The 18,582-nt window shown below is 60.5% G+C and carries 17 protein-coding genes; 7 read left to right on the plus strand and 10 right to left on the minus strand.

All coding sequences use genetic code 11. From position 1 onward, the window contains the following. Positions 1-14: 14 nt before the first annotated feature. On the plus strand, positions 15-2,390 hold the full coding sequence (locus M3N55_RS06120; RefSeq protein ID WP_249057442.1) for an ATP-dependent helicase: 2,376 nt from the start codon (positions 15-17) through the stop codon (positions 2,388-2,390). 185 nt (positions 2,391-2,575) lie between these two features. Here the strand turns inward: M3N55_RS06120 and M3N55_RS06125 are convergent, their stop codons facing one another. The 3 genes from M3N55_RS06125 to M3N55_RS06135 form a co-directional block, all read right to left on the minus strand. Next, positions 2,576-2,938 (minus strand): thiol-disulfide oxidoreductase DCC family protein, encoded by a 363-nt coding sequence (locus M3N55_RS06125; RefSeq protein WP_249057444.1) that lies wholly within the window; start codon positions 2,936-2,938, stop codon positions 2,576-2,578. Between the two features lie 30 nt (positions 2,939-2,968). Beyond that, on the minus strand, positions 2,969-4,072 hold the full coding sequence (locus M3N55_RS06130; RefSeq protein WP_249057585.1) for an alkane 1-monooxygenase: 1,104 nt from the start codon (positions 4,070-4,072) through the stop codon (positions 2,969-2,971). 109 nt (positions 4,073-4,181) lie between these two features. Next, positions 4,182-5,225, minus strand: coding sequence for an A/G-specific adenine glycosylase (locus tag M3N55_RS06135; RefSeq protein WP_249057446.1), 1,044 nt, complete (start codon positions 5,223-5,225; stop codon positions 4,182-4,184). Between the two features lie 90 nt (positions 5,226-5,315). Between M3N55_RS06135 and M3N55_RS06140 the strand changes: the two genes are divergently transcribed. Genes M3N55_RS06140 through M3N55_RS06150 form a run of 3 tightly spaced genes read left to right on the plus strand, consistent with a single transcriptional unit; the run spans position 5,316 to position 7,608 of the window. Then, positions 5,316-5,843 carry a DUF721 domain-containing protein gene (locus tag M3N55_RS06140; RefSeq protein WP_249057448.1) on the plus strand — a complete coding sequence of 176 codons (528 nt, stop codon included), beginning with the start codon at positions 5,316-5,318 and terminating at the stop codon, positions 5,841-5,843. Continuing rightward, positions 5,840-6,493 carry a DsbA family protein gene (locus tag M3N55_RS06145; protein WP_249057450.1) on the plus strand — a complete coding sequence of 218 codons (654 nt, stop codon included), beginning with the start codon at positions 5,840-5,842 and terminating at the stop codon, positions 6,491-6,493. The genes M3N55_RS06140 and M3N55_RS06145 overlap by 4 nt, the downstream gene beginning before the upstream one ends. 5 nt (positions 6,494-6,498) lie before the next feature. Continuing rightward, entirely contained in the window at positions 6,499-7,608 is a 1,110-nt protein-coding gene (locus M3N55_RS06150) for a CaiB/BaiF CoA transferase family protein (RefSeq protein ID WP_249057452.1), read from the plus strand. Positions 7,609-7,713: 105 nt separating this feature from the next. Here M3N55_RS06150 and M3N55_RS06155 read toward each other — a convergent pair whose 3' ends face one another. Genes M3N55_RS06155 through M3N55_RS06180 form a run of 6 tightly spaced genes read right to left on the minus strand, consistent with a single transcriptional unit; the run spans position 7,714 to position 12,158 of the window. After that, entirely contained in the window at positions 7,714-7,983 is a 270-nt protein-coding gene (locus M3N55_RS06155; RefSeq protein WP_249057454.1) for an HPr family phosphocarrier protein, read from the minus strand. A gap of 22 nt (positions 7,984-8,005) precedes the next feature. Beyond that, a complete protein-coding gene (locus M3N55_RS06160) occupies positions 8,006-8,395 on the minus strand; it encodes a PTS sugar transporter subunit IIA (protein ID WP_249057455.1) in 390 nt (129 codons plus the stop codon). Positions 8,396-8,404: 9 nt separating this feature from the next. Further along, positions 8,405-9,310 (minus strand): RNase adapter RapZ, encoded by a 906-nt coding sequence (gene rapZ, locus M3N55_RS06165; protein ID WP_249057462.1) that lies wholly within the window; start codon positions 9,308-9,310, stop codon positions 8,405-8,407. Further along, positions 9,307-9,759, minus strand: a complete 453-nt coding sequence (locus M3N55_RS06170; RefSeq protein ID WP_249057468.1) for an HPr kinase/phosphorylase — start codon at positions 9,757-9,759, stop codon at positions 9,307-9,309. The genes rapZ and M3N55_RS06170 overlap by 4 nt, the downstream gene beginning before the upstream one ends. 2 nt (positions 9,760-9,761) lie before the next feature. Next, on the minus strand, positions 9,762-11,414 hold the full coding sequence (locus tag M3N55_RS06175) for a sensor histidine kinase (protein WP_249057588.1): 1,653 nt from the start codon (positions 11,412-11,414) through the stop codon (positions 9,762-9,764). Between the two features lie 45 nt (positions 11,415-11,459). Beyond that, complete coding sequence (locus M3N55_RS06180) at positions 11,460-12,158, minus strand: response regulator transcription factor (protein ID WP_249057470.1); 699 nt, start codon at positions 12,156-12,158, stop codon at positions 11,460-11,462. A 340-nt stretch (positions 12,159-12,498) separates the two neighbouring features. On the opposite strand from M3N55_RS06180, the gene M3N55_RS06185 reads away from it, so the two are divergent. Further along, positions 12,499-14,097, plus strand: coding sequence for a phosphoenolpyruvate carboxykinase (locus M3N55_RS06185; RefSeq protein WP_249057475.1), 1,599 nt, complete (start codon positions 12,499-12,501; stop codon positions 14,095-14,097). A gap of 90 nt (positions 14,098-14,187) precedes the next feature. On the opposite strand, the gene aroA is transcribed toward M3N55_RS06185, so the two are convergent. Next, entirely contained in the window at positions 14,188-15,531 is a 1,344-nt protein-coding gene (gene aroA, locus M3N55_RS06190; RefSeq protein ID WP_249057477.1) for a 3-phosphoshikimate 1-carboxyvinyltransferase, read from the minus strand. Positions 15,532-15,664: 133 nt separating this feature from the next. On the opposite strand from aroA, the gene M3N55_RS06195 reads away from it, so the two are divergent. Both M3N55_RS06195 and M3N55_RS06200 read left to right on the plus strand, forming a co-directional pair. Further along, positions 15,665-16,687, plus strand: coding sequence for an aspartate-semialdehyde dehydrogenase (locus M3N55_RS06195; protein WP_249057479.1), 1,023 nt, complete (start codon positions 15,665-15,667; stop codon positions 16,685-16,687). 182 nt (positions 16,688-16,869) lie between these two features. Next, entirely contained in the window at positions 16,870-18,546 is a 1,677-nt protein-coding gene (locus M3N55_RS06200) for a formate--tetrahydrofolate ligase (RefSeq protein ID WP_249057480.1), read from the plus strand. The last annotated feature ends 36 nt before the right edge of the window (positions 18,547-18,582 follow it).

Raw genomic sequence — 18,582 nt, forward strand, 5'->3', positions numbered from 1 at the left:
CTAGAGTTTCCGCCATGTCAGATTTCAACACCGACCTGCCCCTCTCTGCCCGCGCCATGGCTGCGCGCCCCGCGCCCTATCTGGACGGGCTGAACCCCGCGCAGCGCGAGGCCGTGGAAACGCTGGATGGCCCGGTGCTGATGCTGGCGGGGGCTGGCACCGGCAAGACCAAAGCGCTGACCGCGCGCATTGCGCATCTGCTGAACACCGGGCGCGCGTTCCCGTCACAAATTCTGGCTGTGACCTTCACCAATAAAGCCGCGCGAGAGATGAAATTGCGCGTCGGCGGCTATCTGGGCGACGCCGTCGAGGGGATGGCGTGGATGGGCACGTTCCATTCCATCAGCGCCAAGCTGCTGCGGCGCCATGCCGAATTGGTCGGGCTGAAATCCAGCTTCACGATTCTGGACATGGACGACCAGTTGCGGCTGATAAAGCAAATCCTGTCCGCCGCGAATATAGACGAAAAACGCTGGCCCCCGCGCCTGCTGGCCAACATCATCGACCAGTGGAAGAACCGGGCATGGACGCCGGAACAGGTGCCGTCATCCGAGGCGAACGCCTTCGACAATCGCGGGACAGAGTTTTACGCCGCCTATCAAGACCGGTTGAAAACCCTGAACGCCTGCGATTTTGGCGATTTGCTGCTGCATTGCGTCACGATCTTTCAGGCGCACCCGGATGTGCTGCAAGACTACCAGCGCCGCTTCAAATACGTTCTGGTGGACGAATATCAGGACACCAATGTCGCCCAATATCTTTGGCTGCGGCTGCTGGCGGCGGGGCACAAGAATATCTGCTGCGTGGGCGATGATGACCAGTCCATCTATGGCTGGCGCGGGGCCGAAGTGGGCAATATCCTGCGGTTCGAGCGGGATTTTCCCGGTGCCAAGGTGGTGCGGCTGGAACAGAATTACCGCTCTACCCCGCATATTCTGGCCGCCGCCGGGCAGGTCATTTCCGGCAATCAGGACCGCTTGGGCAAAACACTCTGGACCGAAGCGCAATCGGGCGAAAAACTCCGCCTGATCGGCCATTGGGATGGCGAGGAAGAAGCGCGCTGGGTGGGTGAGCAGATCGAGGATCTGCAACGCGGCACGCGCGGGCTGCAACCGTTCAATCTGGAACAAATGGCAATCTTGGTGCGGGCCAGCCACCAGATGCGCGCCTTCGAGGATCGTTTTCTGACCATCGGCCTGCCCTACCGCGTGATCGGCGGCCCACGCTTTTATGAACGCATGGAAATTCGCGATGCGATGGCCTATTTCCGGTTGGCCGTCAGCCCCGGCGACGACCTTGCGTTCGAGCGGGTGGTGAACACCCCCAAGCGTGGCTTGGGCGACAAGGCGCAGCAGGTCATTCAACGGTATGCTCGCGCGGCAGATGTGCCATTGGTGCAAGGGGCCGCATTGGCCATAGAGGCAGGCGAGATCAAGGGCCGGGGTGCCGGACAATTGCGCGCGTTTCTGGAAGGGGTCGCGCGGTGGCACCGTGCCGTTCTGGGCCTTGGGGCTGTGCCAGATGATGATGCGCTGATCGAGACGGTCACAGAGCCTTCGACATCGGGGAACCATATAGAACTGGCCGAGCAGATCCTTGAGGAATCCGGCTATACCGAAATGTGGCTGAACGACAAGACACCCGAAGCGCCGGGGCGTTTGGACAACCTGAAAGAACTGGTCAAGGCTCTGGAATCTTTTGAGAATCTTCAAGGGTTCCTGGAACATGTCGCGCTGGTCATGGACAATGACAGCGACGGGGCAGAGGACAAGGTCAGCATCATGACGCTGCACGCGGCCAAGGGGCTGGAGTTTCCCGCAATTTTTCTGCCGGGCTGGGAAGAGGGGTTGTTCCCGTCGCAGCGCTCGATGGACGAGTCGGGCCAGAAGGGCTTGGAAGAAGAGCGCCGCCTTGCCTATGTCGGCATAACTCGCGCCGAGCAGCTTTGCACCATCAGTTTTGCCGCGAACCGGCGGGTCTATGGGCAATGGCAGTCGCAACTGCCCTCGCGCTTTGTCGATGAATTGCCCGGCGACCATGTCGAGGTGCTGACGCCGCCGGGGCTATATGGCGGGATCGGCGCTGGCTTTGGCGGCACAGGGTTTGGCAGCGCGGTCGAGGAACGCGCGTCGAAAGCCGATGTGTATAATTCGCCCGGCTGGCGGCGGTTGCAAACCGCCGAACGCAGCCAGCCCAAACTTGTGCATGGCACGGTTGTGCCCGAATTCGAGGAAGGCGCGCGGGTGTTCCATCAGAAATTCGGCTATGGGCGCGTGGCGTCCGTGGATGGTGACAAGTTGTTTGTCGAGTTCGAGAAGTCATCCGCCCGGCATGTCATGGCCGCCTATGTCCAAGAGGCCGATGCATCGGCGGGGGATGTGCCGTTTTGAAGAGCGGTTCACGTCCCGATCGCAATCGGCTGGCCGGGGACTGCCGATCTGACGCCTGAGTAATAGCACATTATGCCAGCCAAATCCGAAAGACGGGTGCGCTTTGCGGTTTGCCTGGCCAAATCGGCAGGCCATGGGACGGCCAGCCGATTGCGCGGCGGGCGACGCCCTTGTTCCGCGCAAGATTACGCCTTCTTAGCCTCTCGCCGCAGGTGCAGCCGATATAGGATCGGCGCGGCCAGCCTGTCATAAACCAGCCCGACTGCATGGCGCAGACCCGGCAGCGCGACCAGCTTGGCAAGCCAGCGCCAGCGCGGCAAGGCTTGCCAGATCAGCAGGAACGCCGGAAAGCCCGACACGATCTGCCCGTCTTGGCGCGCATGCAGCCGGCGGATGGCTTGGTCGGCGCTAATGCCCCAATCTTGCAATGGTGCCGTATTCAGGTCGGTAAACTGCAAATCTGCCCCTGTCGCGGCGGCGCGCGCGCTGTAATGCGCAATCTCGGCGGAGCAAATCGGGCAACGCCCGTTATAAAGTATCTCTGTCATAGCCGATAAATAGCGCCCTGCCCGGCCCGCTCAAGCCGCGCCCTTGGGCCACGGTGTCGCATGGCGATCGTAAGGCGACCAATCCTCGATGTCTGGGTAGAACTGCCGCCGCCACGCACGCACTTTCGGGTCCATGAAGCGACGCCACAGGGGCGGAACCATCGCCAGCGTGGTCAGCGCCGGGTAGCCATAGGGCAGTTGCGGGGCATCTTCCCGCGCGTAGGTTTGCAGCAGCGGAAAGCGGCGGTCGGGCTTGAAATGGTGGTCGGAATGGCGTTGCAGGTTTATCATCAACCAGTTCGACGCCTTGTGCGACGCGTTCCAACTGTGATGCGGGCGGACAGGTTCGTATTTGCCATCGCCCAAGTAACGGCGCGTTAACCCATAGTGTTCGATATAGTTGGTCAATTCCAACTGCCAGATCGCGATCAGCGCTTGCCATGCAAACAGGACCACACCCCACCAACCCGCGATACTGAATGCTAGCGCCAGCATCCCGCCTTGCAACGCCGCATAGCGCCAGAACGGGTTTGACCAGTGCCATGCCGAAACCCCTTTACGCGCCAGCATCGCGGCTTCGGCCCGCAGCGCCGATCCGGGGCAATCGCGCAGCACGCGCCAGAAATACGCCTGAAACCCTTCGCCCATGCGCGCTGTCACAGGGTCGCGCGGCGTGCCGACATAACGGTGGTGAACTTGCAGATGCTCTGACCGGAAATGGCTGTAAAGCACGGACGCCAACAGCAAATCGCCAAGCCAGCGTTCCAGCTTTGGTTTCTGGTGCATCAATTCATGGCTATAGACGATCCCGATCACCCCGGACATGACACCCACGCCGAACATCAGCGACAGTTCCTCGAACCAATGCAGATGGTCGGTCGCCGCGATCCACCACAAAGCGCCGAAGATGACCGCGAATTGCACCGGGAACCAGACAAGCGTGATCGCGCGATACCAGAACAGGTCTTTCAGCGGGGTTTGCGTGTCGGGGTTATCAAGGTTCAGCCCGGTGACAAAATCCATCGCCGTGAAGACGCCCCAACCGTAAAGCGGCATCAGCAGCAACCACCAGCCACCATAGGCAGCCGCGATCACGATCAGCGGCACAAAGCCCATGCTTGCCCAAAACGGCATCGCGGCGGAAAAACGGCGGAACTGGTCTGGTGTCACACTGGGAACCCTTTGGCTATGGGCAAGAAATAGCGCAAATCGCGCGCGCTGACAGCCCCCGACGGGTGCGGCATCACGCGCCCAGTTCCGACGCGGCCAAGGCATGGGCCTTGCGCATAAGCGTGGGCAGATCGCGCGGGTTAAATTGGGCATCGGGGACGAAATGACCCGGCGCGTCTATCGGCAAGAGAGCCACCCGCAGCGACAGGCGTAGATGGAAATGGGTGAAAGTGTGGCGGACCTCTTCTTCCAACGCACGCCAATTGGCCGGAAGGGGTGGGGTTTCAACCAACCCACTCTCGGCCCAAACCGTCCCCGGCCAGCCCAATGTGCCGCCCAGCAAGCCCTTGGGTGGGCGGCGCTCCAGCAACCACGCACCATCTGAACGCCGCCCGATATAGGCAATCCCAAAGCGTATGGGCTTGGCGGCTTTCGGTGTTTTGCGCGGCAAACTCGGCGCTGTGCCACTCGCGCGCGCGGCGCATGGCCCGCGCCACGGGCAGATGCCGCAAGCCGGGTTGCGCGGTGTGCAAATGGTCGCGCCAAGGTCCATCACGGCTTGCGCGTAGTCGCCGGGACGCTGCACAGGCGTCAGCCGCGCAGCATAGTCGGTCAGCACCGGCTTGGCGGCGGGTAAGGGCGTGTGGTCGTCGAATATACGCGCCATAACGCGCTCTACATTGCCGTCGAGCACGGTTTCCGGGCGGTCAAACGCAATCGCTGCAATTGCAGCAGAGGTATAGGGACCAATGCCGGGCAATTCTTGCAATTTCGCCCGCGTCTTTGGAAAACCACCCTGCGCCGCAACGGCGCGTGCGCATTTCAGCAGGTTGCGCGCGCGGGCGTAATATCCAAGCCCCGCCCACTCGGCCATAACATCGGCGTCATCCGCAGCCGCAAGCGCCTCGACATTAGGCCAGCGCGTTGTAAAGCGGTGGAAATACTCTTTCACGGCGGCCACCGTGGTTTGTTGCAACATCACCTCTGACAGCCAGACACGATACGGGTCAGCCTTGCCCCCATCAGGTGGCACACGCCAAGGCAACACACGCGCATGACGGTCATACCAAGCCAACAGCTCCGCTGCCATCTGCGAATAAGCGCTCTCGTCACGCATGTTTGACGATCCATCCCCAAGAAAAACCGCGCGCCCCTCTGGCCACGCGCGCCCATAAGGATAAACTGCGCCGCACAGGAGACAAACGCAATGCCACCCAAAACCGAGCGCCGCATGCGCGGGTTTCAGCCCGCCGCCAGCTTGCTTGGCCCACAAATTCGCAAAGTGGGCGAAGCGCGCGGCTTTGCCGTGTCGCGCCTGCTGACGCATTGGGCCGAAATCGCGGGGCCGGACATTGCCGCCTGCGCGCGGCCCGTCAAGATTGGCTATACCAAGGGCGGGTTCGGGGCCACGCTGACATTGCTGACCACCGGCCCTGCCGCGCCCATGGTGCAGATGCAACTTCCCCGCCTGCGCGACAAGGTCAATGCCTGCTACGGTTACAACGCAATTTCCCGCATTACAATCACCCAGACCGCCCCCACCGGCTTTGCAGAAGGGCAAGCGCAATTCACCCCAGCGCCGAAAGTGCCACCCAAAGCGCCTGATGCCCGCGTTGTGGCGACCGCGCAGGCTGTCACCGGCGGCGTGACCGACGAAAGCTTGCGCGCCGCGCTTGAACGTCTGGCCACGAATGTCTTAAGCAAACACGAGCGAACACAAGGAAAGACCCGATGAACAAATTCATCCTGCCCGCCATTGCCGTCGTCGCAGCCCTTGGCGCGGGCGGTTGGTGGTATTCCAGCCAATCCACGCCGACCCCGACAGCCAGCGGCGTCGAAAGCGCAAGCCCCGTGCAATCGCATGAGCTGGATTTCCCGCTGGGCAACCCGAATGCACCGGTCACGGTGGTGGAATATTCGTCCTTCACCTGCCCGCATTGCGCGACCTTCAACCAAGGCCCGTATGAGCAGTTGAAAGCGGATTTCATCGATACAGGGCGCATTCAATATATCAAGCGCGAGGTCTATTTCGACCGCTATGGCCTGTGGGCCGGGATGGTTGCGCGCTGCGGTGGGGGCGAGCGCTATCATGGCATTGTAGAGATGCTGTATGACCAGCAGCGCGAATGGGCAGGCGCGAATGATCCCGCGCAAGTGGCCGCGAACCTGCGCCGCTTGGGCCGTCAGGCCGGCATGAATGACGCAGAACTGAACGCCTGCCTGGAAGATGCGGACACCGCTCTGGCACTGACCGAATTTTACCAGGCCAATGCAGAGGCTGACAATATCCGCGCCACGCCCACATTCATCATTAACGGGCAGAGCTATCAGAACATGCCCTATGACGAATTCGCCCGCGTTCTGACCGAAAAGCTGGGCGGCTAAGCCTTATGCCGGGACCGTTGCAAGGGCTGCGCGTAATAGAATTGGCGCGCATCCTGGCCGGGCCATGGGCGGGACAGACGCTGGCCGATCTGGGGGCAGAGGTCATCAAGGTCGAAGCGCCCGAGGGCGACGACACCCGCCGCTGGGGACCGCCCTTCGTAACCCGACAGGACGGCACCCAAGAGGCCGCTTATTTCCACGCGGCGAACCGGGGCAAGGCGTCGGTCACAGCCGATTTCCGCACGGAAGACGGGCGTGACAAGGTGCGCGCGTTGGTGGCGGATGCCGATATCCTGATAGAGAACTTCAAAGTCGGCGGCTTGGCCAAGTTCGGACTGGACTACGCAAGCCTTGCGGCACTGAACCCGCGGCTGATCTATTGCTCGATCACCGGCTTTGGACAGACCGGGCCTTATGCCCACCGCGCAGGGTATGATTACATCATTCAGGGCATGTCGGGGCTTATGTCCATCACCGGCCCAGAGGATGGCGCGCCGCATAAAGTGGGCGTGGCCGTGACCGATATTATCACCGGCATATATGCCAGCACCGCCATTCTCGCCGCTGTGCAAGACCGCCACCGCACGGGGCGCGGCCAACATATCGACATGGCGCTGATGGATTGCGCAGTGTCGATCATGGCCAATCAGGCCATGAACTATCTGGCAACCGACACCGCGCCGCGACGGTTGGGCAACTTTCACCCCAATCTGGCGCCCTATCAGGTCGTGCCCTGCTCTGATGGCCATATCATCATCGCCACCGGGAATGACGGGCAATATCAGCGGCTTTGCGCGCTGCTGTCACGTCCCGATCTGGCACAAAACGCAGATTACGCCACCAATGCCGACCGCGTGGCCCGCCGCACAGCCCTGTCAGACGCCCTCTGCACGGAGACCTCCGGTTGGACCAAATCAGCGCTTCTGGCCGCTTGCGAAGCACAGGGCGTTCCCGCCGGGCCGATCAATGACATGGCAGAGGTGTTCGCCGACCCTCAAGTGCAGGCGCGGGGGCTGGCGCTTGATATGGACGGGTTGAAGGGCGTGCGCTCGCCCTTTCATTTCGCAGATGCCCCTGCCGCGCGCGCCGCACCAATGCTGGGGCAGGACGACTAGAGCATGTCGGGCAAAAGTGGTTTCCGGTTTTGCGCAAAAAGACATGCGGCCTCAGAAGGTTAGAGCATGTCGCATGCATGCGAATGAACGCGACATGCTCTCGGGCTACATCCCCTCGCCGAACTTGTCAGCGACAAGGGCTGCAAGAGCGTCCATGACCTCTGCCTCTTCCGCGCCGGAGATTTTCACCTTGATGGACGTGCCGCGCGATGCCGCCAGCATCAAGAGCCCCATGATGGAATCGCCCGGCACGCTCATGCCGTCCTTCATCACCTCGACATCTGCGCCGAACCGCTCCACCACTTCCACGAATTTCGCAGATGCGCGCGCGTGAAGCCCTTTTTCATTCACGATCTCAAGCTCTTGTTCAATCATGCGGCCTGTCGTCCATGTCTTGTTAATTGCCCAACTCTATGGAATTTATGTATTTACGCCCCGACTCCAATGCCGCGGCCGTGGCCTCTGGCAAAGGCAGCTCACGCGATTTCGCCAGCTTGATAAGCATCGGCAGATTTGCCCCATACAATATCCGACGGTTTGGCGACGCACAGGCCGGCAAGGACAGGTTAGAGGGCGACCCACCGAACATGTCCGTTACCACCACGGTGCCTGCCCCGGTATCGACGGCTTCCGCAGCGGCGGTAATTTCGTTTTGTTTGGTGCCGCGATCATGATCATACTCTATCGACACCGCCACCATACCGGATTGTTTGCCGATCACATGCTCGATCGCTGCCAGATATTCGCGCGCCAAGCCGCCATGTGCGACGATCACGATCCCGATCACGCCCTAACCCTACCCATTCGCCGAGGCTTCGACCCCGGCCTTGCGTTCCAGTTCCCTGTGTCGTTTAGACACGCGCCATGGCCCCCGTGCAAGTGCATTCGCCAGTTTTTCCGCCATTGCAACAGAGCGATGTTGCCCGCCAGTGCAACCAAGCGCCACCATAATGAGCGGTTTTCCCTGTTCGGCGAATTCCGGCAGAAGGCTTTCTACCAAAGCGTGTATCTTGTCGAAAAACGGAAGCGCGCGCGCATCCTGCATGATAAATGCGGCAACGGCCGGGTCGCGCCCGTCGAAGCTGCGCAACTCTGGCTGCCAATGCGGATTGTTCAGAAAGCGGCAATCGAACACCATGTCCACCCCGCGCGGGATGCCGCGCTTGTAGGAAAAGGACTGCACCTGAACCCCCATTGCCACACGGCCTTGCGGGGCAAAAAGCTGAACGATCTCTGCACGCAGATCATGCGGGCTGAGGGCCGAGGTGTCGATCAGCATGTCGGCGCGGCTACGGACCGTCTTTAACAACCGGGTTTCCAGCCCAACCCCATCGGCAGGCGGTAAATCCGGGCGCAGAGGGTGACGGCGGCGGGTTTCCGCGAAGCGCCGGATCAAGGCATCCTCCGAGCAATCCAGATAGAGCAGGTCAAAACTTGTGTCAGGCAGGCTTGCAAGCGCTTCGACCAACGTCAGCAGCGCATCGACAGAGAAATCACGATTGCGCGTATCAAGCCCAAGGGCCAATGGGCGTTCCAGCCGGGCACGGACAAGGCGCGGCACCAGCGAAGACGGCATGTTGTCAATCGCCTCGAAACCGATATCTTCCAAAGCCTTGAGCGCCGTGCTGCGCCCTGACCCGGACGGCCCCGTTACCAACACCAGCCGCGGCGGAATGTGGGAAAGGTTGCCTTGGTCGCTCATGTCGCGCGCTCGTTCTGTGCCATCCACGCTTGTCCCAACATGTATTGCCGAAGTCCAGCCGCCACGGCCCCATGGCCGGGAAGATGCAGGCACGGCAGGCGCACGCCAAGCACATAGTGGCACCGCGGCGCAGGCAGACGGTCTTGTGCGGAACTATCCATGTCGACCCATGCGACGACCGGCGCTTGCTCCAGATATGCCACCGGCAACAGACCAACGCCGCGCCACTCTATCAACCCGGCAATTGCCGGAGGGGCTGTGGCGATCAACTGACCGCTTTCGGCATGTAGCACGGTCTGATCGTCACTGACCAAGCGTGCGCCTATGGCCAATAATTCCAGCGCCAGCGCAGATTTTCCACGGCCAGACCGCCCGGAAAGCACCAAGGCACGCGGGCCAACAGGTAGATCGAACGCTACGGTGCTGGCATGAACCGTCACCCGCTCCATGATCAGAGCGGCAGGCCCACGACAAAGCGCGCGCCAAGTGGTGGGCTGTCGGGGTCGGCGTCGGGCAGGCGGATATTCTCTGCCCAGATAACGCCCTGATGCGCCTCGACGATCTGCTTCGAGATCGCAAGACCCAGCCCCGAATGATTGCCGAATTGCTGAACCGGACGTTCCGAATAGAACCGCTTGAACACTTTTTTCAAAGCGTTGTCGGGGATGCCTGGCCCCGTGTCCTCTACAACGACAAGCACCCTGTCAGCACGTTTGCGCGCCCAGACGCGGACCGCATCACTATCCTCGCAAAACGAGATCGCATTCGTAATGAGGTTGACAAAAACCTGTGCCAAGCGGGATTCCAAACCCGTCACGATGATCGGTTCACCTGGCAAAAGCTTGACAAATTCGACGCCCTTTTCACCGGCCTCGACAGAGAGATGTTCGCATAAATTGTCCAGCAACTTTGTGAGGTCGAATTCCTCTTCTTCTTCCTTCACCAGTTCCGCATCCAGCCGGGATGCATTTGACGTGTCGGAAACAAGCCGGTCCAACCGGCGAACATCATGCTCCACCACGTCGAGCAGACGTTGCACCTGGTCTTCGCGCTTGGCCATGCGCAAGCTGCCCACGGCAGAGCGCAGGCTGGCCAAAGGGTTCTTGATTTCATGCGAGACATCGGCGGCGAATTGTTCATTCGCCTCTACCCTGTCATAAAGCGCGCCGACCATACCACGCATGGCGCGAGACAGATCACCGATTTCATCGGGCCGCCCGGACAGATCAGGAATGCGCACCCGGCCCGGCCGCGACTTGCGCGCGTCACGGTTCTTGCCAAGTTCAGCGGCAACGGCAAGGTCAGCCAGTGGATTTGCGATTGTCGAGGCCAGCACAAAGCTGAGCCCGATAGACACGACCAGCGCGATCAGGAAGAATTGCAGAACCTGTTCCCGGTCATAGCGCATCAGTCTGGCAGTGTCTGCCGCGTCGCGCCACATCACAACCGCGCCCTGCACCTGCCCCCCGACCGTGACCGGCGCGCTGGCAGTAATCCACATCACGTCATCAGCGCGGTGGGTGTGGGCCGCCGGTTCGCCTGCAAGATTGCGCGCAACAATATCGCCCAGCAATTCGTCAAGCGTTTCGGGTTTCTGGTCGATCCCGGTTGCGCGCGACAGGAACGCCACACTGTTCCAAATCCCTCCAAGAATGTCGCTGATCGCGGTGGACCGGTCAGGCACCTCTGATACAGGTGGCGGCAAGGACCCACGCGTGCGCGCCCGAAGCTGCCCTGTCTCATCGAAGAACAACAACTCGAACCGGGCATCTAGTGCCAGGCGCTGTGCGACGGCCTGTGCCGATTGTTCTACCCCACCGGCGGCCCCCACAATATCGGCCACGATCCGGACGCTGGTGCCCAGCATCTCTTCTTGTTGGCGCAACAAAGAGTCGCGGAACGGATTGGTAAAGAGAATGCCTGCGACAAGAATAATAAGTGCCAGCAGGTTGAACAGCGTGATCTTGCGGGCCAGCGGAGAACTGGAAATGCTCAACAAGCCGCGGCGCGCGCGGGTTGCGCGCACTTCGGATTCGACTGCATCGCCGGGCCCTACCCAGTCATCGCCCAGAACAACGTCGTTCGGCGCTGTTACAACATCCATTTTCACGACGTCACCTGCTCAATAACGAGCGTCGCAATCGCTGCGTCACGCTTCGTTGTACTTGTAACCGATACCATAGAGCGTTTCGATTGACGAAAACTCAGGATCAACCGAGCGCATTTTCTTGCGCAAACGCTTGATGTGGCTGTCGATCGTGCGGTCATCCACATAGACCTGATCGTCATAGGCCACATCCATCAACTGGTCGCGCGATTTTACGACGCCGGGACGTTGCGCCAGCGCCTGAAGAAGCAGGAATTCCGTGACTGTCAGGGTCACATCCTCTGCCTTCCATTTCACCTGGTGGCGCAACGGGTCCATCTCCAGATTGCCCCGCACAAGTATCTTGGCTTCCTCGCCGGCCTCGATCACGCCTTCATTGGCTTGCTTGCGGCGCAGCAGCGCGCGGATGCGTTCGACCAGCAGGCGCTGCGAGAACGGCTTTTTGACATAATCATCCGCCCCCATGCGCAGGCCCAAAACTTCGTCAATCTCATCGTCTTTCGATGTCAGGAAAATGATCGGCATCTGAGTTTTCTGGCGCAGGCGCTGCAACAATTCCATGCCATCCATGCGGGGCATTTTCATGTCCAGAACGGCCATGTCGGGCAATTTGCGGTTGAATGCATCCAACGCCGCCTGACCATCATTATATGTCTCGACCTCGAACCCTTCGGATTCCAGACAAATCGAAACAGATGTCAGAATATTGCGGTCGTCATCGACCAATGCGATTTTCGACATTTGCCTGTCCTTTTATACTGCTCTGGCCCGGCGTAATCGCCTTATTTTTGACACGACTATGCCCAAATTGCCGTTTCGTGCAACAAAAATAGTGCAATGCCCCTCTTTACAGACTGATTCGCCTCGGCAGACATGCCGATCTGCAACATGATCGTGCACTGCAAACCTTGATATTGCGCTAACTTGGGATTGGTTGCGCTAACGGCAACAATGGTGCCTATGAATTGCCCTAATCGTGGTGTTAAAGCCTTAGCGTGGACAGTCGCAGTCGTTGTGGCGCTGCAAACCGACCCCACGCGCCCCGCGCGCTATTTTATTACGCCAGATGGAGCAGGCACCCATGTCAAACCCCCGCGTAAACCCGAAACAACGCTTGGAAGATCAAGGCATCACAGGTGTTGCTCGGGCCTATTACAACCTGCTGGAACCTGCGCTGATGAACGAAGCCATCGCACGTGGCGAGGGCAAGCTGGGTCTGGGCGGAGCGTTTTTGGCAACAACCGGCGCCCATACGGGCCGGTCACCGAAAGACAAGTTCGTCGTGCGCTGCCCAAGCGTTGAAAACAGCATCTGGTGGGAGAACAACGCCCCGATGACGCCTGAGGCGTTCGAAAGCCTGTATCAGGACATGCTGACCCATATCAAAGGCCGCGATATGTTCGTGCAGGATTTGTATGGCGGCGCTGACCCCGCGCATCGTCTGGATGTGCGCGTTGTGACGGAACTGGCGTGGCATGGCCTGTTCATCCGCAATCTGATGCGCCGTCCGGCAGCCGAAGAATTGGCGACATTCATTCCCGAATTCACCATCATCAACTGCCCCAGCTTCAAGGCCGACCCTGCCCGCCACGGCTGCCGGTCAGAAACCGTGATCGCGCTGGATTTCGAGCGCAAGCTGATCCTGATTGCGAACACCGCCTATGCCGGTGAGAACAAGAAATCGGTCTTCACACTGCTGAATTACCTGCTGCCGGCAAAGGGCATCATGCCGATGCATTGTTCCGCCAACCATGCCATTGACGACACCGAAGATACCGCCGTGTTCTTTGGCCTGTCGGGCACCGGCAAGACCACGCTCTCGGCCGACCCGTCGCGCGTTCTGATCGGGGATGATGAACATGGCTGGTCCAACACGGGCATCTTCAATTTTGAAGGCGGCTGCTACGCCAAGACCATCAACCTGAACGCCGAGGCCGAACCCGAAATCTATGCCACAACGCATCGTTTCGGGTCCGTCGTGGAGAACATGGTCCATGACCCCGACACGCTGGAGCTGGATTTTGAGGATGACAGCCTGACCGCCAACACCCGTGTGGCCTATCCGCTGGATGCGATTTCGAACGCGTCGGAAACCTCGCTGGGCGGTGTGCCGAGAAATGTTGTCATGCTGACCTGCGATGCGTTCGGCGTGCTGCCGCCAATCGCGCGCCTGTCCTCTGCGCAGGCGATGTATCATTTTCTGTCGGGCTTCACGTCCAAGGTCGCCGGCACCGAGCAAGGCGTGACAGAACCGCAGCCCACCTTCTCGACCTGCTTTGGCGCCCCCTTCATGCCGCGCCGCCCGGAAGTCTATGGCAAGCTGCTGCAAGACAAGATCGCCGAATTCGGCGCGGAATGCTGGCTGGTCAATACCGGCTGGACCGGCGGCGCCTATGGCACTGGCTCTCGGATGCCAATTCGGGCCACCCGCGCGCTGCTGACGGCGGCGCTGGACGGATCGCTGAAAGATGTGGAATTCCGCCGCGACGAGAATTTCGGTTTCATGGTGCCCGTCTCGGTGCCGGGTGTGGCAGATGTTCTGCTGGACCCGCGCCGCACATGGGATGACCCGGATGCCTATGACGCGCAGGCACAAAAGCTGGTAGAGATGTTCGCCGAGAATTTTGCGCAATATGTGCCATTTATCGATGACACGGTGAAGCAAGCCGCAATCGGCTGACTGCACGATCCTGACTGAAAAAACCCGGCACGCCAAAAGCGTGCCGGGTTTTGCATAGGTGCCGCCCAGGGCTTGGGCCGCTGAAGCTGGTCAGGAATTGACGCGGGTGATCTGCGCGCCCAGACCGGTCATCAAGGGCTCGAATACCGGGAAAGACGTGGCAATGGGGCTGGCGTCATCGACCGTGATGGGCTTGGCACTGACCATGCCCAGACACAGGAACGCCATGGCGATGCGGTGGTCCAGATGGCTCGCCACCGTCGCCCCGCCCGGCACTTTGGCCATGCCGTAAACGGTCAGGCTGTCCTCGGTTTCCTCCACGCGCACGCCGCAGGCTTCCAGCCCCCGCGCCATAGCGTCGATGCGGTCGGATTCCTTGACCCGTAATTCCTTGATGCCGGTCATGACTGTCACCCCTTCGGCGGTCGCCGCCAAAGCAGCAAGGACCGGGTATTCGTCAATCATGCTGGCCGCGCGCTCTGGTGGCACATGGATACCCTTTAGCGCCCCGAACCGCACGCGCAGATCGGCAACAGGCTCGCCCCCTTCCTCGCGCGGGTTTTCCATGACCAGGTCTGCGCCCATATCCTGCAATGTCAGGAAAATGCCATTTCGGGTGGGGTTTTGACTGACTCCGGGCACCAGAATGTTCGAATCCTGCACCATGAGGGCTGCGCAAACCGGAAAGGCGGCAGAGCTTGGGTCACGCGGCACAGCCACATCCTGCCCGTTCAATTCGGGCTGGCCGGTCAGTGTGATAACACGGCCTTCATCCGTATCCTCAACCGTCAGCTCTGCCCCGAACCCGCGCAACATCCGCTCGGTATGGTCGCGGGTTGGCTCACCCTCGATGACCAGAGTCTGGCCCGGCGCGTTCAAACCCGCCAGCAGAACCGCCGATTTCACTTGCGCCGAGGGCATCGGCACGCGGTAGCGCACCGGCACAGGCTGCGCCGCGCCGACAACCGTCATGGGTAAGCGTCCGCCCTCACGGCCCACCGCCTGCGTGCCAAACAGCGCCAGCGGGTCGGTCACGCGGCCCATCGGGCGTTTGACCAGACTTGCATCGCCCGTGAAACTGGCCGTGATCCCGGTCGTGGCCATCGCCCCCATAATCAACCGCACCCCGGTGCCGGAATTGCCGCAATCAATGACCCGGTCGGGTTCGGCAAAACCGCCAATGCCTACGCCATGCACCGTCCACTCTCCGGGGCCGTGTTGCGTAACCTCTGCCCCGAAAGCGCGCATGGCGCTGGCAGTATCCAGCACATCCTGCCCTTCCAGAAGCCCGGAAATGCGGGTTTCCCCAACCGAGAGCGCCCCCAAAATCAGCGCACGGTGGGAAATAGACTTGTCGCCCGGCACCTCTGCCACGCCCTGCAAGGGGCCAGATTTGCGGGCGGTCATGGGAATAGCAGGGCCGTGGCCAGACATTGGGGCTACCTTTCGCGCGAATGATCGCCCCGCTGATAGCGCAGCCAAGATGCAGCGTCCATAACCCAAGCGCCCCTATACCTTGCCCTGCAGATGCGGTATGAGCCGCCGAACCTGTCAATAGGAGACCGACATGGGCTACAAGATCGTCGTCGTTGGTGCCACGGGCAATGTGGGCCACGAAATGCTGAACATCCTCGCAGAGCGCGAGTTCCCGGTCGATGAGATCGCGGCGCTGGCCTCGCGCCGGTCGATGGGGACCGAGGTCAGCTTTGGCGACCGCACGTTGAAATGTCAGGATCTGGACCAGTTCGATTTCACCGGCTGGGATATGGCGCTGTTTGCCGTGGGGTCGGACGCGACAAAGAAATACGCCCCCATCGCCGCCAAGGCGGGCTGCGTGGTGATCGACAATTCATCGCTCTATCGCTACGATCCGGACGTGCCGCTGGTGGTGCCCGAAGTGAACGCCGCCGCCGTGGACGACTACGCCAAGAAGAACATCATCGCGAACCCGAATTGTTCGACCGCGCAGATGGTTGTCGCGCTCAAGCCCTTGCATGACCGCGCACGCATCAAGCGCGTTGTCGTCAGCACCTATCAATCGGTCTCTGGCAGCGGTAAAGAGGCGATGGATGAGCTGTGGAACCAGACCAAGGGCATGTTCGTGCCCGGTCAGGAAGTCGCACCCAGCGTCTACCCCAAGCAGATCGCCTTTAACGTGATCCCGCATATCGACGTTTTCCTTGACGATGGCTCGACCAAGGAAGAATGGAAGATGGTCGCGGAAACCAAGAAAATCATGGACCCCAAGATCAAACTGACCGCGACCTGCGTGCGCGTTCCGGTTTTCGTGGGCCACTCGGAAGCGATCAATATCGAGTTCGAGGATTTTCTGGACGAGGACGAAGCCCGCGACATCCTGCGCGAAGCTCCGGGTATCCTTGTGGTCGATAAGCGCGAGGACGGCGGCTACATTACACCCGTGGAAAGCGTTGGCGAATACGCGACCTATATCAGCCGCATCCGTCAGGACAGCACCATCGACAACGGCCTGAACATATGGTGCGTCAGCGACAACCTGCGCAAAGGTGCCGCGCTGAACGCTGTTCAGATTGCCGAAGTTCTGGGCCAGCGCTGCCTGAAAAAAGGCTAAGCCAGCCCAACTCACGAAACGCGGGGGTGTGCCAACACCCTCGCGTTTTTTTGTGGCCAACCGCATACCGAAACAGAGCCACGGCGGAACTGACGGCAAAACTGTCGCAATCGCCCCTGTTCGACCAACACCGCCCGGATATAGCCGTTGGAGAACGCGACACCATACCGCAGGGGGGACACATGAGCTTCAAGACCGATATCCAAATAGCCCGCGAGGCGAAAAAGCTGCCAATTCAAGAGATTGGCGCGAAATTGAACATCCCGACAGAGCATCTTCTGCCCTTCGGGCATGACAAGGCAAAGGTCAGCCAAGATTTTGTCGCCAGTGCGCGTGCAGCCAAGCGCGGAAAACTGATCCTTGTGACGGCGATAAACCCGACACCCGCAGGCGAAGGCAAGACCACCACCACAGTGGGCTTGGGCGACGGTTTGTGCGCGATCGGGAAACGTGCGGCGATCTGCATCCGCGAAGCGTCACTTGGGCCAAATTTCGGGATGAAGGGGGGTGCCGCGGGGGGCGGTATGGCCCAGGTTGTCCCGATGGAAGACATGAACCTGCATTTCACCGGCGACTTCCACGCGATCACATCGGCGCATAACCTGCTATCGGCGATGATCGACAACCATATTTACTGGGGCAACGCGCTGGAAATCGACGAACGCCGGATTGTCTGGCGGCGCGTGATGGACATGAACGACCGCGCGCTGCGCGACACCGTGGTCAGCTTGGGCGGCGTGTCGAACGGCTTTCCGCGCCAGACCGGGTTCGACATTACCGTGGCCTCCGAGGTCATGGCGATCCTGTGCCTTGCCGCCGATCTGGACGACCTGCAAAACCGCTTGGGCGATATTGTCGTGGCCTATACCCGCGAGAAGAAGGCCATCACCTGCCGCGATATCGGGGCCGAGGGCGCGATGACTGTGTTGCTGAAAGACGCGATGCAGCCCAACCTTGTGCAGACACTGGAAAACAACCCTGCCTTTGTGCATGGCGGACCTTTCGCTAATATCGCGCATGGCTGCAACTCGGTCGTGGCCACGCAAACCGCGTTGGGCTTGGCGGATTACGTCGTGACCGAAGCGGGCTTTGGGGCCGACCTTGGGGCAGAGAAGTTCTTCGACATCAAATGTCGCAAGGCGGGGTTGGCACCGTCGGTTGCGGTCATCGTGGCCACTGTGCGCGCGATGAAGATGAACGGCGGCGTGGCGAAAGCGGACCTTGGTTCGGAAAATGTAAGTGCTGTGCAAAAAGGCTGCCCAAATTTGGGTCGCCATATTGAGAATGTGAAAGGATTTGGCGTACCTGTGGTGGTCGCCATCAACCATTTCCACAGCGATACCGATGCCGAGGTCGCGGCGGTAAAAGCCTATGTCGCGGAACAAGGCGCCGAAGCGATCCTGTGTCGCCACTGGGCCGAAGGCTCGAAAGGGGTGACGGCACTGGCCACGCGCGTGGCGGAACTGGCTGATGCCGATCAAGCACAATTCGCCCCGCTTTACCCCGATGACATGCCACTATTCGAGAAGATGCAGACCATCGCGCGGCGCATCTACCGTGCCGATGATGTTCTGGCCGATGACAAGATCCGGGCGCAACTGAAGGAATGGGAAGCGGCGGGCTACGGCAACCTGCCGATCTGCATGGCCAAGACACAATATTCCTTTACAACCGACCCGACCCGACGCGGTGCGCCCACCGGCCACTCGGTGCCGGTGCGCGAGGTGCGTCTATCGGCAGGTGCTGGCTTCATCGTGGCAATCTGCGGCGAGATCATGACCATGCCGGGTCTGCCGCGCAAACCGGCGGCGGAAAGCATCCGCTTCAACGAAGAAGGGCTGATCGAAGGGCTGTTCTGAGGGGATGAAGGGATGCCGCTCGCCGGGCCGCCTGCG

It is taken from the genome of Roseinatronobacter domitianus, from assembly GCF_023336755.1.
Taxonomy (GTDB): Bacteria; Pseudomonadota; Alphaproteobacteria; order Rhodobacterales; family Rhodobacteraceae; genus Roseinatronobacter; species Roseinatronobacter domitianus.